The organism is Marisediminitalea oceani (assembly GCF_003731635.1).
Taxonomy (GTDB): domain Bacteria; phylum Pseudomonadota; class Gammaproteobacteria; order Enterobacterales; family Alteromonadaceae; genus Alteromonas; species Alteromonas oceani.
In genome coordinates this window covers 70,714-83,049 of sequence record NZ_RCUA01000073.1, presented here as the reverse complement: position 1 = coordinate 83,049, position 12,336 = coordinate 70,714, and the positions used below count along the sequence as shown (strand labels likewise).

Sequence of the window (12,336 nt, the reverse complement as noted above, 5' to 3'; positions counted from 1 at the left end):
GTGTCCCGTCCTGAAATACGTTGACATAAAGAGGACTTCTTTATGACAACTTCAAGTAATCAAAGACCTAAGCGTACTCAGCGTGATTACACCTTGGCTTTTAAATTAGGTGTAGTGCAGCGTGTAGAAAAAGGCGAAATGACCTATAAGCAGGCACAAGTTCACTTCGGTATCCAAGGTAAATCAACAGTGCTAGTTTGGCTGAGAAAGCATGGTAGACTCGACTGGTCGAAACCACTTCAGCATCCACTTATGCCCAGTTCAAAAGAAACACCAGCCGAAAAAATAAAACGTCTCGAGAGAGAATTAGCCGATGAGAAACTCCGTAATCAAATCCTCAATGGAATGGTTGATATCATGGATAAAGAATATGGAGCAGGTCTAAGAAAAAAGTACTTATCCGGTACGTCTGGCAAGCCAAAGAAAGAAAAGAAATAAGTTTGTCGGCTGCTTGCCGGGTTGTGGGGATTTCCAGGCAGTCTGTTTATCAGGCTGTCGCCCGTATGGAGTGCCGAAGAACAGAACTATCGGTAATTAAGGAGTGGGTGCTCTACTGGCGTAAGTTCATGCCGCAGTTGGGGACACGGAAGCTCTATAAATTAATCAAACAGAAGTTGATTGAACACGAAATTAAATTGGGTCGAGATGGCTTTTTTACTTACCTGAAGAGCGAAGGATTACTCGTCAAGCCGAAGAAAAGCTTTATCAAAACCACATTCAGTAAACACTGGATGAAAAAGCATCCAAATTTACTTAAAGAAGAAGGACTGCATAATGCAGAACATGTACTGGTTAGCGATATTACTTATCTCGAATCTGACCAGGGTGTACATTATTTATCGTTAGTGACGGACTCTGGTTCACGCAAGATTGTGGGTCACCACCTGAGTTTGGATATGAGGGCTGAAAATGTAGTCAAAGCGTTGAAGATGGCAGTCAAAGATAAACGATATGTAGAGAACAGCATTCACCACTCAGACAGAGGAGTGCAATACTGTTCAGCTATTTATCAGGATGAGTTGAAGGCGAATGGGATTCAGCCATCAATGACAGATGGTTACGATTGTTACCAAAATGCATTGGCAGAAAGAATAAACGGTATACTCAAGCAAGAGTTCTTAATCTATCGCTGTAAAACGATAGAGGAATTAAAAGTACTCGTTGACGAATCAATTAAGATCTACAACGAAATGAGACCACACCTGAGTTTAGACATGGAAACACCCAATCAGGTGCACAATAGAAAAGGCCAGCTACTGGAGCTGGCCTAGAAACTGTCAACCTATCTTAGGACGGGACAGCGGGCTTATTATCAGCGTTGACTAGTCTTTACTGATGGTGATATCCACCAGATCGGCTGCTTCACGGGCCGTGGCAACGGCAGACTCAATGTTCTCGCCACGAGCCAGTGCTACACCTAAACGGCGCTTACCGTTGATGGTGGGCTTGCCAAACAAGCGTAAATCAGTCATCGGTTGACTGAGAGCCTTATCCAGATTGCTAAAACTAATGCGGTTGCCCTCGCCAAAGCCCAGGATGACCGCTGAAGCGCTCGGGCCATAACAGCTCACATCCGGTATGGGTAACCCCAGAATTGCCCGGCTGTGTAGGGCAAACTCTGACAGGTTCTGCGAAATCAGTGTGACCATGCCAGTATCGTGTGGGCGCGGCGAAACTTCGCTGAAAATCACCTCATCACCGCACACAAACAGCTCAACGCCAAACAGACCATAGCCACCGAGTGCCCCGGTAATTTTATCCGCTATTTGTTGGGCTCCCGCCAGAGCCGCGTCGCTCATCGCGGTGGGTTGCCATGAGTACTGGTAATCGCCGTCTTTCTGAATATGGCCAATGGGTGGGCAGAATGTTACGCCCTGCCGCGTGCGCACGCTCAGCAAGGTAATTTCGTAGTCAAAATCCACATGCCCCTCAACTATCACTTTCCCCGCGCCGGCACGGCCGCCTTCCTGTGCGTACTGCCAGGCGTGGTCAATATCGTCAGGGCCGGTCAGCCGACTCTGTCCCTTGCCTGAGGAGCTCATGATAGGCTTTACAAAGCAGGGATAGCCGATGGCCTCTATAGCTGCGACAAATTGTGCCTTATCGCTGGCGAAGCGGTATGCCGATGTTGGCAGACCCAGTGTTTCAGCGGCCAGGGTACGAATGCCCTCGCGGTTCATAGTGAGGTTAACTGCATTGGCGCTTGGCACTACGGTAAAGCCTTCTTTTTCGAGTTCAACCAGCTCTGCAGTAGCGATGGCTTCTACCTCCGGCACGATCAGATCAGGTGCTTCTTTCTCTACTACCTCGCGCAGCGCTTTGGCATCCAGCATGGAAAACTGATAGCTGCGATCGGCTACCTGCATGGCCGGAGCATTAGCGTAACTGTCACAGGCGATCACTTCGCAGCCCAGACGCTGGCATTCAATCACCACTTCTTTACCCAGCTCACCGCTACCCAGAAGCAGCACCTTTTTAGCCTGAGGTGTAAAAGGCGTACCTAGTGTTGTCATTTGTCGTCCTCTTTGGGCAATACCCAGTAAATACCATGAAACTCCGCCACCGGCTGAGTATCGTCAAGCACTTCAACTTCCAGCTCCAGACGGCATTTTTTACCTTTTTCCAGCAGGGTGAATTTGCCTTTAAGGCGTTCAATATTACACACTGCACGGGGTTTCATAGTGATGGGTTTATGATAGTGGATATTGCCATCGCCAAGCACGATGTCGCCATCCAGACCTTTATTCTTGAGCTGCAGAAAAATCATCCCCCAGCCGGTTAATGTGGCCAGCGAGAAGATACTGCCGGCAAACATGGTGCCGTGGATGTTAATGTTTTTATTTAGTGAGGCCCGGGTTTCCAGCGTTTTGCCGGTATACTGATGGAGCTTGATACCCATGTGCTCAGTAATCGGGATGGTTTCGGTCCAGGTATTCTGCAGTTCCTGGCACCATTCGGGGTGTAAAACTAATAAGGAAAAATCGTCCAGCTTCTTCACCATTTGCTGGCGTTTCAACAGGCCCAGCTCATTAGGCGCCTCACGCTCTACCTTAAAGCCACAGGCCTGGAAGAAATCAATGGATATCTCGCGGCTGTTGGTAACGGCACGAATGGCTCCCAACTCACGGGCTACTGCCTCCAGCGCGTTGAGCATAAACTGGCCAAGCCCCCGACGCTGGTAGTCGCTGTGTACTGCGATATGGCGGATTTGCGCTTCTTCGGCGGTGTTTAAATGCACCCGGCCACAGGCAATAATATCGCCGTCATTATTCACCACCATGCGGTGTTCACTGACTTGCTCGTACTCGTCTCTTTCTGAGCCGGGAGGGAAATTCCATGGCTGGCGCAAATACTGCCAGCGGAAGTGATAATAAGCCGCCAATGCATCATCGGTTTGCGGTGTGACTATTTTGAACACAGCCTTACCTCAAATTAAATTAGGGCCCACATTAAATCTTAAGGCTTTACCAACAGCAAGAGGCGAACTGAAAATTATACCTATCCGCATGGAAGTTTGCCCACTCAGTATGACTGTCAGGCTAGGGGGGGATTACACCTGCAAATGGAAGGTAACCGGCCCATCATTGACTAACTGTACCTGCATGTCAGCGCCAAACTGCCCGCTGGCAACCGGAATATCCATGCTTTGTAATTGCTGGATAAAGGCTTCATACAAGGCGTTACCTAACTCTGGTGTGGCACCGCGAGAGAAGCCTGGCCGGTTACCTTTGCGGGTGTCGGCTACCAGGGTAAACTGCGATACTACTAACACTGAGCCGCCAGTTTGCCTGATATTCAGATTCATTTTGCCATCTTCATCACTGAAGATACGATAATTCGTTAACTTTGTGGCGAGCTTCTCTACTTCAGCCTGGGTGTCATCTTTTTCCACACCCAACAGGATGAGGATCCCCGGGCCAATCTGGCCCACTGTTTCGCCCGCTACGGTCACGCAGGCTTCGCGTACGCGTTGAATTAGTCCAATCATAGATATCTGTCTTAGCGCTTTAAAATAAATTGATGGGTTGCCTCGCGCAGGGCCATAGCAATTGCTGGTTCAGCACTGCTGTGGCCTGCGCCGTCAATCAGCAGTAACTTACTGTCTGGCCAGTGCTGATGCAAGGTATGGGCGCCCTGAGGTTTGCAAACGGTATCACAGCGGCCGTGAATTATCCTGCCGGGAATGCCGGCTAACTGGTGCGCCTGCTGAAGAATTTCATTCTCGCTGATAAAGCAGCGGTTAGTAATGTAGTGCCATTCCAGTACTGCCAGGCTCAGCATCAACGGGTGGGCAGAGTCAGGTTGCACCTGGACGCCCGGTGAATGGACCCTGGCAATCGCTTCCTCCCACTGGTACCAGCGGATAGCTGTCTGGTGACGCCGGCGCTCATCTTTCCCTGAAAACACCTCGCTGTAATGCGCTAGTACAGCGGTAAAGCTGGCAGGGTTTTCAATCTCTTCAATAAAGCGCTGGTAAGCATCCGGATAGATTTGTGCCGCGCCACCATGGGGGGCCAGAAACCACTCGAAATCCTCCTCCCGGGCCAAAAAAATACCTCGCAGAATAAGTCCGCTTACGGTTTCAGGCTCGCGGATCGCCGCAAGCAAGGCCAGGGTTGTGCCCCAGGAGCCGCCGAACATAAGCCAGCGGCTGATACCGAGATATTCGCGCAGGCGGGTTATGTCGGTAAGTAAATCCTGGGTGGTGTTATGACTCAGCGACAGATAGGGCTGAGAACGCCCGCAGCCGCGCTGCTCGAAGCCGATAACATGATAGACACTAAGATCAAAAAAGTCTGTGTAACGAGAGCCCAATCCGGCCCCGGGCCCGCCATGGATTACCAGTACAGGTTCGCCGTCAGGATTGCCACTTAGCTCATAGTAAACCCGATGGCCATCACTGACTGGAAGTAAACCATGTTGATAGCACACGCCGGACATAGACAAGTTCTCTTACAAATCAGAAAGGTGAAATGATTGTATCTCAACCCTAATTCATTTAGTTTAAACAGTAAAAGAGTATTTAACCGGAGTTATCATGGCTGGACAAGGTTCTGGCGGCAACGTAATTGCCGCGATTTGTAGTTTCTTTATTCCTGGTTTAGGGCAACTGGTTCAGGGCCGGATTATGGCGGCCTTATTCTTCTTTGTGGTGACTGCCGTAAGTTATGCACTGGGCGCCACGGTCATTTTGTTCTTTATGTGGTTTGTCGGCGCAATCTTTCACTTGTGGGCTATTATTGACGCGGCTAAGTTCAGAGGTGTTGATTAACCATGAACAGGTTATTGAAGGCCAGTCTGGTTGCGCTGTTGTTAGGCTCTGTGACGGCTTGTCAGAGTGCCTATTACGCCGCCTGGGAGAAGGTGGGCGTAGAAAAGCGTGAGATCCTGGTCGACCGGGTAGAAGATGCCCGTGAATCCCAGCAAGATGCTGAAGAGCAATTTACCTCTGCACTTGAAGAGTTTTCGGCCCTCATCCAGTTTGATGGCGGCGATCTGGAAGAGGCGTATCAGTCTCTTAACGACCAGTACGAAGCCAGTCAGGCTGCTGCAGAGGACGTAACTACTCGCATTGATAAAATCGAAAGTGTGGCAGATGCGCTGTTTGATGAATGGGAAGCTGAACTCGAAGAGTATAGCAACGCCAGTCTGAAACGCACCAGTAAACAAACATTGTCTGAAACCCGGCTCAAATACAACAAGATGGTACGCGCGATGCGTAAAGTCGAGAGCAGTATGGAGCCGGTATTAAGTACGCTGCAGGATAATGTGCTGTTTCTCAAACATAACCTCAATGCCAGTGCCATTGGTGCGCTGCAAGGGGAACTCAGTAATATCGAGCGAGACGTTAAAACCCTGCTAACCGATATGCAAAGCGCTATTGCTCAGTCCAATAGCTTTATCGCCGATATGAATGGCGGTTAACCCAGCTTAGTCGACCTTTCATCGCAATTCTTACTGCGATAGCAGTAAGAATTGTTCTCAATCAATATCCCTGCCAGACATCTTATGCATGATTGCCACCAGTGAGAGTAGAGGTGGTAGTGATAAATTGCTATGAATGCATTAGTTGCAAAATTAAAGAAGCTGTCTGATTTTGTGGGTCAGACCCGCGGACAGGAATATTTCGAACTGTTAGTACTGGCGTTGTCAGAAATCATCGAATGTGATTTCGTTTTCATCGGACAGCCCAACAATCAGGCTAAGCGTTGTTCTACGGTGGCAGTATCTGCCTTTAGCCGGATTGAGGAAAATTTTACCTACGAGCTAAAAAATACGCCTTGCGAACAGGTAACCAATTCTGGTGTGTGTTGCTACCAAAGTAAGGTGGCGGAGCTTTACCCTAAAGACCAGCTACTTAAAGATATGCGCGTTGAGTCGTATGTCGGTATGCCGCTGTACAGTGCGCAGGGCAATGTCCTGGGGATATTAGTGGCAATGCACACTGCCGCTATAGAAAGTGTGGCCGAAATCACCGCCTTATTTGAAATTATCGGCTATCGAATCGCTGCCGAGCTGGAACGGGTAGAGCAGGATCGATCACTGAATATGCTGTCGTCGATTTTCAGTAATTCAGCTGAAGCCATGCTGGTAACCGATGCCGATTTAAAAATTATTGAAGTTAATCAGGCCTTTTGCGATATGTTCGGCTACAGCCGCGCAGAAGTGCAGGGACTTGAACCTCAGTTATTTTCCTCCGGTTTACATGATAAGTCATTCTATCGGAACTTCTGGTTTAAGGTGTTTAAAAAAGGCGTGTGGCAGGGTGAGATAAAAAACCGTCATGCCGACGGCTCGGTACTGGAGCAATGGGTTTCGGTGAACCAGGTTCGCGATGATAACGGCCACATCCATCATTATACTGCGATCTACACCGACTTAACTGAGCTCAATAAAGCCCAGGCAGAAAACCTATATCTTGCAAATACAGATCCGCTCAGCGGTTTGTCGAGCAAATCCTTTCTGGCCGAAGAACTCAAATCGCCGGGCTGCAAAAGTCTGTTGATAGTGGGAATCGACGGGCTCAGGTACCTTAATGATGCATACGGCTTTGATGTCTGTGATGAACTCATTCGCAGTACCGCCAGAATTATCAGGGAGCAGGTGGACGCCGACTGCTATGTGGGCGGCGGCCCAGGTAAGTTTGTATTGTTGTTTAAACGGCCGGTAGACCTTTACGCGGTAGCTGAACAGCTGCGAATGCATTTTCGCCATCATCAGGTATCGACAGCTGATATCAGCGTTTTTGTATCGCTGTCTTTTGGCGGCGCCCGGGGGAAGACCGATCTGCTGCGGCTAGGCGTCACTGCACTGCGTCAGAGCCGGGAATCAGGGGATTTAAAATGCATTGTACTGGAACAGGATGCCATTGCGGCGGAAAGTCAGCAGCATTTAATGTTTGTTGAAGCCAACAATATTATTCACAGTGCGGTTAATCAGCAGCTTATTGTGCCGTACTTCCAGGGGATCCATGATAATCATTTGGGCATTGTTACCCACTATGAGGCGCTGGCACGGATTCACTTCAACGACCAGGTGCTAAGCCCCTACAGCTTTATCGATGCTGCCAAAGTGGCAGGCATGCTGCCGCTGATTACACGTCAAATGGCCCGTCAGGCGTTTAAGATCATGAGTCATCATGACTATACCTTTTCACTGAATATTACCGAGTTTGATCTCAATGCTCAGTACCTGCAGCGCTTCCTGGTGGAGTTGTGCCAGCAGTATCAGATTGCCCCTCAGCGGGTAATTCTGGAAGTGCTTGAGGGTATCAGCAGTGCAGGCAAAAACAGTCATCTGAAACAGCTTAAAGCCCTTAAAAATGCTGGCTTCAGGCTCGCTATTGATGACTTCGGTACCGAACATTCTAATTTCGAGCGGATCCTCGATTTAGAGGTCGATTACCTGAAAATCGACGCCAAATACATTAAGAATATTCACACCGACGCCAAGAGCTATGAGATCGTCAAGGCGCTCAGCTTCTTTTGTCGCAACAGCGGAATAAAGTGCATTGCTGAATTTGTTCACTCTATTGAAGTCCAACAGTGTTTGTTGGCGCTTGGAATAGACTATAGCCAGGGCTTTTTGTTCTCGCGTCCGGAGTCATTTGGCGAACACCAGGAACAGGGCGATGTGAAGGTGGAATTTGATAACCAGCATCCTAACCTGGTGCACTTACAGCTCAACGGGCATATTCATAAAGCCATGCGCTTTACAGACGCTTTCCGGCGTTGTCTGGCTGAGCGGGAGCAACCAGTTGCTTATGGATTATTTGATTTCAGGCATTCGGATTATTTTCAGATGGGAGAGTCTGATCTTATCGACCGTGCCCGTCTGGCTGCTATCGAGCCTCAGTATCAACAGTTTGAAAAAATTGCGTTGCTGGTGGAAGGGCAGTATTCACAGAAAATGGCAGCAGTATGGTGCCGGCATGTGATGGAGGTATTTGAGGTACGTTGCTTCAGTGATGAAGCCTCCGCCAGGCAATGGCTGCTCGGAGATGACCGGCTAAGCTTAATTGCCTAGGGCTAAAAGCAGAAACCGTGCGCCCTGAAGGTTAGCTGGCAGTTGATGCCGATTAGCCTTCCGGGATATCGCTCTCGTCATTGTCAGGCTTATCATCCCGCTCTTCGGGGAAGGCTTCATCCAGACTGCAGGTAAATTCGGCGCCTAACAGCACCACAATCCACGACAGGTAAATCCACAGGAACAACAGTGGCAGTGCGGCCAACGCGCCATAGATAACCTGATAAGACGGAAAGCTGGTAACGTAAAAGGCAAAGCCTTTTTTGCTTAGTTCAAACAACATGGTGGCCAGCAATGCTCCGCCTAAGGCGTGAAGTACCGGGACGCGGCGGTTTGGCACCAGCATATATAAAATGATAAAGGCTGCCAGGGCAGTAAAGCTTGGCACCAGTTCGAGCAAAAACGTGCCCAGTCCTGGCGTATATTCTTCAGCAAACTCGGCCAGGCCTACCAGGTAGGACGTCATCACCACGCTGGCTCCCATCAATAGTGGCCCGAGGGTAATCACCATCCAGTAAATGGCAAAGGTGTAAATAATCGGCCGTTCACTCTGGGTACGCCAGATGCGATTAAGCGTTTTATCTACATTGGAAATAAGCAGGATGGCAACAAATAGCAGAGAAAGAATCCCCACTGCGCCCATTTGCGAAGCGTTACCTACAAAATCGCTCATGTACTCATGCACCACGTCACTGGCCGTGGGCACAAAGTTACTGAAGATAAACTGCTCGAGCTTATTGCGTACGGTGGCAAAGGCCGGAAAGGCCGACAAAATGGTAAAAAATACCATGATGAAAGGCACCAGCGACAACAGGGTAACGTAGGCGAGGTGGCCTGCGGATATAGTAATATTATCCGTTTTACAGCGGGTGATGAACGTTGTAGCGAATTTCTCCAGATTGGGCTGGTATTGCTCCCAACGGGCGCGTAATTCTGATAATGCCACTCTTGTTCCCTGTAGGTTCAACTAGATCAATAGTCTACCTGCGCTGGGTGAGGGAGCAACCGTTTTCTTAGCTGCCCTTAGATAAGTTGGCCGATTAGCTCCCGTTTTGCGGTTTTACGCCCAGCATATGACAGATAGCGTAGCTCAGCTCACTGCGGTTAAGAGTGTAAAAATGGAAGTGTTTAACGCCTTCTTTGGCCAGTACCTTAACCTGTTCCATAGCGATGTTAGCACCCAGCAGATTTCGGGTGGTCTGATCGTCAGCATCAAGGCCTTCATACAGTTTGTGTAACCAGCCGGGTACGTGAACGTTGGTGAAACCAGCGAACTTCACCAGTGTCTGATAGTTGGTGACCGGCAGGATACCCGGCACGATGTCTAAATCGATACCCGCAGCGGCCGCTCTGTCGCGGAAGCGCAGAAATACCCCGGTATCGAAGAAAAACTGGGTAATTGCTTCGCTGGCACCGGCCTCAGCTTTGCGCTTGAGATTAAGCAGATCAAACTGGGCGTTAGGGGCTTCCGGGTGTTTCTCCGGGTAGGCGGCAACCGAAATATCAAAGTCGTGAACGTCTTTTAACAGAGCAACCAGATCAGAGGCGTACATATCGGTTTTTTCAACGCCTTTGGGTAAATCGCCACGCAGGGCAACGATACGGCGAATACCGGAATCCCAGTAATCGCGGGCAATTTGGCGTAACTCGTCGGCTGTGGCATCAACGCAGGTGAGGTGCGGAGCGGCGGTAACGCCCGTTTGTTGCTGAATACGCTTTACCACATCATGGGTACGATCGCGCTCGCCACTGTTGGCGCCATAGGTTACCGACATATATGCAGGATTTAACGGCGCCAGACGCTCAACAGACTTCCACAGGGTCTTTTCCATGTTCTCGTTGCCGGGTGGAAAAAACTCAAATGACACATCGATGTCGCGTAATTCTGACAAAGACTGATTTAGGGCATCGATCCCCTGCGCGTATGACACCATGGTGATATATTCTCGATTGGACGTTTAGACGTCTAAACTAAAGAATATATGTCTAGACGTCAAGCAGTTTACACTGCTCAATTGATGTTTTCTGTGGTTTAATACCTTTATAGCGAATATTTTGGTTAAATTGCTCTGTGAACGCAGCAGCATAAAGAACTGGGTGGCCGCACCAATGCCGGGTTAACCGAGTCGATCAGGAATTTGCTGTTCAGGTATAAACAAAGTTTCTTATTAGAATAATGATAGCAGAGCTGGGAAAGAGCATGGCAAAGTGGGACGGAAAATATATTTACCCTTACGCAGAGCACGGTAAAAAGAGTGAGCAGGTTAAAAAGGTCACGGTATCGATTCCGATCAATGTACTAAAAGTACTGACCGATGAGCGTACCCGTCGTCAAATCAATAACCTTCGTCACGCTACCAACTCTGAATTATTATGCGAAGCGTTCGTCCATGCTTTCACCGGTCAGCCACTGCCTGATGATGAAGATTTGCGTAAAGATAATCCGCATCGGATCCCGGCTGAGGCGCGTCGCATTATGGAAGAAATGGGCATTGACGTTGATTTCGAGGAAAACGAACTCGATAACGATTAGTCCTTGCTTAATGAGCAATGAAAAAGGCCGCTTATACAGCGGCCTTTTTGTTTTCGGAGGTTTCTGTCGTTATATGCGGTCCAAGGGACCGGGTAGCGGCTTAAGCCTTAATGGCTTTGTACATTTCATCCAGTGCTTTTGGCACTGCAGCCGCGTATTTCTTAACATCTTCAATGCGACCGGTACTCACCCGTGACCATTGCTGATAGGTGCGGTACTGACCACGAATAAGGACGTCCTGTTCTTCCATCGCTTTGCGGAATGCGTTGGCGTCGCCGTCGTCACCGAGATTCACAAACACAAAGTTAGTGGTCGATGGTAACGCGCTTAAGCCGTTAGCTTTTACCGCATCCATGATGATGTCGCGACCTTCTTTGACTTTCTGGCGCGAGAAATCTTTAAAGGCTTCATCATTGTAGCTGGCAATTGCAGCAGCCAGACCAGCCTGGTTAATTGAGTAACCACCCAGACCATATTTGTTAATGAACTCCATGTTCTCTTCGCTGCCGAGCATATAACCAACCCGCATACCGGCTAAGCCATAGATTTTCGAGAAAGTACGGGCAACAATGATGTTATGACCTTCGTTGATCAGTGGGATCATTGAGTGCTTAGGACCATCTTCAATCAGCTCGTTATAGGCTTCATCTACCAGTACCAGTGTCTTTTTCGATGCCTTGATACAGAACTCGCGAAGTTCCTTTGGATCCAGCAGTTTGCCGGTAGGGTTATTCGGGTTGCAGATGTGTACCATGGCAATGTCATCATCGATGGCATTGTAGATGGCATCCAGATCGATGCTCAGATCGGCTTTGTTAGGTACCCGCACAATTTCCGGACCGCCCTGACGAACAGGGGCCATTGACGTGGTGTCCCAGAATAAGTCGGGGCCAAGAATCTTACCTTTACTGGTTGCAGCAAAAGCGGCAAAAGCCAGGATCAGGCTTGAACCAGCGGTAATTGACACATTTTCTGGCTTCAGGCCGTTTGATTCAGCCAGCATATCGCGTAAATACATGCCTGCACGGTAGGCGTAATAAGCACCACCGGTGCTGCTTGCTTCGGCAATGGCTTTCAGCGCCATATCACTTGGACCATAAGGGTTTTCGTTGGCGTTCAGTTTTGCTACGCCCGGGGTTGGTCCATACATAATTTTAGGCGATTTCATTGGTTGCGCTGCGGCCAGGCCTGCAGGCGTGATAAGACCCGTAGCACCAGCGGCTGAAGCGGCCAGTGAGCCTCCTAAGAATAATCGTCTTGATGGATTATAAGTCATT

At 49.1% G+C, this 12,336-nt stretch carries 12 protein-coding genes; 5 read left to right on the top strand and 7 right to left on the bottom strand.

The genetic code is table 11. The features are described 5' to 3' along the window. Nucleotides 1–42 precede the first annotated feature (42 nt). Nucleotides 43–1,271 (top strand): IS3 family transposase gene (locus D9T21_RS19165; protein ID WP_123326816.1). Its coding sequence is split into 2 segments (ribosomal slippage): nucleotides 43–394 and nucleotides 394–1,271, totalling 1,230 coding nucleotides; the frame shifts between segments, so codons are not numbered across the junction. A 51-nt stretch (nucleotides 1,272–1,322) separates the two neighbouring features. Here the strand turns inward: D9T21_RS19165 and purT are convergent. The 4 genes from purT to pip all read right to left on the bottom strand — a co-directional run bounded on the left by purT (nucleotide 1,323) and on the right by pip (nucleotide 4,941). Next, nucleotides 1,323–2,513 carry a formate-dependent phosphoribosylglycinamide formyltransferase gene (gene purT, locus D9T21_RS19160; protein ID WP_123326815.1) on the bottom strand — a complete coding sequence of 397 codons (1,191 nt, stop codon included), beginning with the start codon at nucleotides 2,511–2,513 and terminating at the stop codon, nucleotides 1,323–1,325. Further along, the gene (locus D9T21_RS19155) at nucleotides 2,510–3,418 is read right to left on the bottom strand and encodes a bifunctional GNAT family N-acetyltransferase/hotdog fold thioesterase (protein ID WP_123326814.1); all 909 of its coding nucleotides are present in this window, start codon (nucleotides 3,416–3,418) and stop codon (nucleotides 2,510–2,512) included. The genes purT and D9T21_RS19155 overlap by 4 nt, the downstream gene beginning before the upstream one ends. 132 nt (nucleotides 3,419–3,550) lie before the next feature. Then, nucleotides 3,551–3,988: a D-aminoacyl-tRNA deacylase gene (dtd, locus tag D9T21_RS19150; protein ID WP_123326813.1), complete on the bottom strand. Its 438-nt coding sequence runs from the start codon at nucleotides 3,986–3,988 to the stop codon at nucleotides 3,551–3,553. An 11-nt stretch (nucleotides 3,989–3,999) separates the two neighbouring features. Continuing rightward, a complete protein-coding gene (gene pip, locus D9T21_RS19145) occupies nucleotides 4,000–4,941 on the bottom strand; it encodes a prolyl aminopeptidase (protein ID WP_123326812.1) in 942 nt (313 codons plus the stop codon). A 97-nt stretch (nucleotides 4,942–5,038) separates the two neighbouring features. Between pip and D9T21_RS19140 the strand changes: the two genes are divergently transcribed. From D9T21_RS19140 to D9T21_RS19130, 3 genes are all read left to right on the top strand, one after another. Beyond that, nucleotides 5,039–5,272 carry a hypothetical protein gene (locus tag D9T21_RS19140; RefSeq protein WP_123326811.1) on the top strand — a complete coding sequence of 78 codons (234 nt, stop codon included), beginning with the start codon at nucleotides 5,039–5,041 and terminating at the stop codon, nucleotides 5,270–5,272. Nucleotides 5,273–5,274: 2 nt separating this feature from the next. Further along, a complete protein-coding gene (locus tag D9T21_RS19135) occupies nucleotides 5,275–5,925 on the top strand; it encodes a DUF2959 domain-containing protein (protein WP_123326810.1) in 651 nt (216 codons plus the stop codon). A gap of 132 nt (nucleotides 5,926–6,057) precedes the next feature. Further along, a complete protein-coding gene (locus D9T21_RS19130) occupies nucleotides 6,058–8,526 on the top strand; it encodes a sensor domain-containing phosphodiesterase (protein ID WP_123326809.1) in 2,469 nt (822 codons plus the stop codon). 52 nt (nucleotides 8,527–8,578) lie between these two features. Here the strand turns inward: D9T21_RS19130 and D9T21_RS19125 are convergent, their stop codons facing one another. Next, entirely contained in the window at nucleotides 8,579–9,472 is an 894-nt protein-coding gene (locus D9T21_RS19125; protein ID WP_123326808.1) for a virulence factor BrkB family protein, read from the bottom strand. Nucleotides 9,473–9,566: 94 nt separating this feature from the next. After that, nucleotides 9,567–10,460: a methylenetetrahydrofolate reductase gene (gene metF / locus D9T21_RS19120; RefSeq protein WP_123326807.1), complete on the bottom strand. Its 894-nt coding sequence runs from the start codon at nucleotides 10,458–10,460 to the stop codon at nucleotides 9,567–9,569. A 266-nt stretch (nucleotides 10,461–10,726) separates the two neighbouring features. Here metF and metJ point away from each other — a divergent pair, with 266 nt between their 5' ends. Next, nucleotides 10,727–11,059, top strand: a complete 333-nt coding sequence (metJ, locus tag D9T21_RS19115) for a met regulon transcriptional regulator MetJ (protein WP_123326806.1) — start codon at nucleotides 10,727–10,729, stop codon at nucleotides 11,057–11,059. Between the two features lie 100 nt (nucleotides 11,060–11,159). On the opposite strand, the gene D9T21_RS19110 is transcribed toward metJ, so the two are convergent. Continuing rightward, the gene (locus tag D9T21_RS19110) at nucleotides 11,160–12,335 is read right to left on the bottom strand and encodes a pyridoxal phosphate-dependent aminotransferase (protein ID WP_123326805.1); all 1,176 of its coding nucleotides are present in this window, start codon (nucleotides 12,333–12,335) and stop codon (nucleotides 11,160–11,162) included. Nucleotide 12,336: the final 1 nt, after the last annotated feature.

Coding starts and splice junctions, on each gene's coding strand:
- metJ (WP_123326806.1), top strand. CDS start 10,727: ATGGCAAAGTGGGACGGAAAATATATTTACCCTTACGCAGAGCACGGT.
- dtd (WP_123326813.1), bottom strand. CDS start 3,988: ATGATTGGACTAATTCAACGCGTACGCGAAGCCTGCGTGACCGTAGCG.
- D9T21_RS19110 (WP_123326805.1), bottom strand. CDS start 12,335: ATGACTTATAATCCATCAAGACGATTATTCTTAGGAGGCTCACTGGCC.
- pip (WP_123326812.1), bottom strand. CDS start 4,941: ATGTCCGGCGTGTGCTATCAACATGGTTTACTTCCAGTCAGTGATGGC.
- D9T21_RS19135 (WP_123326810.1), top strand. CDS start 5,275: ATGAACAGGTTATTGAAGGCCAGTCTGGTTGCGCTGTTGTTAGGCTCT.
- purT (WP_123326815.1), bottom strand. CDS start 2,513: ATGACAACACTAGGTACGCCTTTTACACCTCAGGCTAAAAAGGTGCTG.
- D9T21_RS19130 (WP_123326809.1), top strand. CDS start 6,058: ATGAATGCATTAGTTGCAAAATTAAAGAAGCTGTCTGATTTTGTGGGT.
- metF (WP_123326807.1), bottom strand. CDS start 10,460: ATGGTGTCATACGCGCAGGGGATCGATGCCCTAAATCAGTCTTTGTCA.
- D9T21_RS19140 (WP_123326811.1), top strand. CDS start 5,039: ATGGCTGGACAAGGTTCTGGCGGCAACGTAATTGCCGCGATTTGTAGT.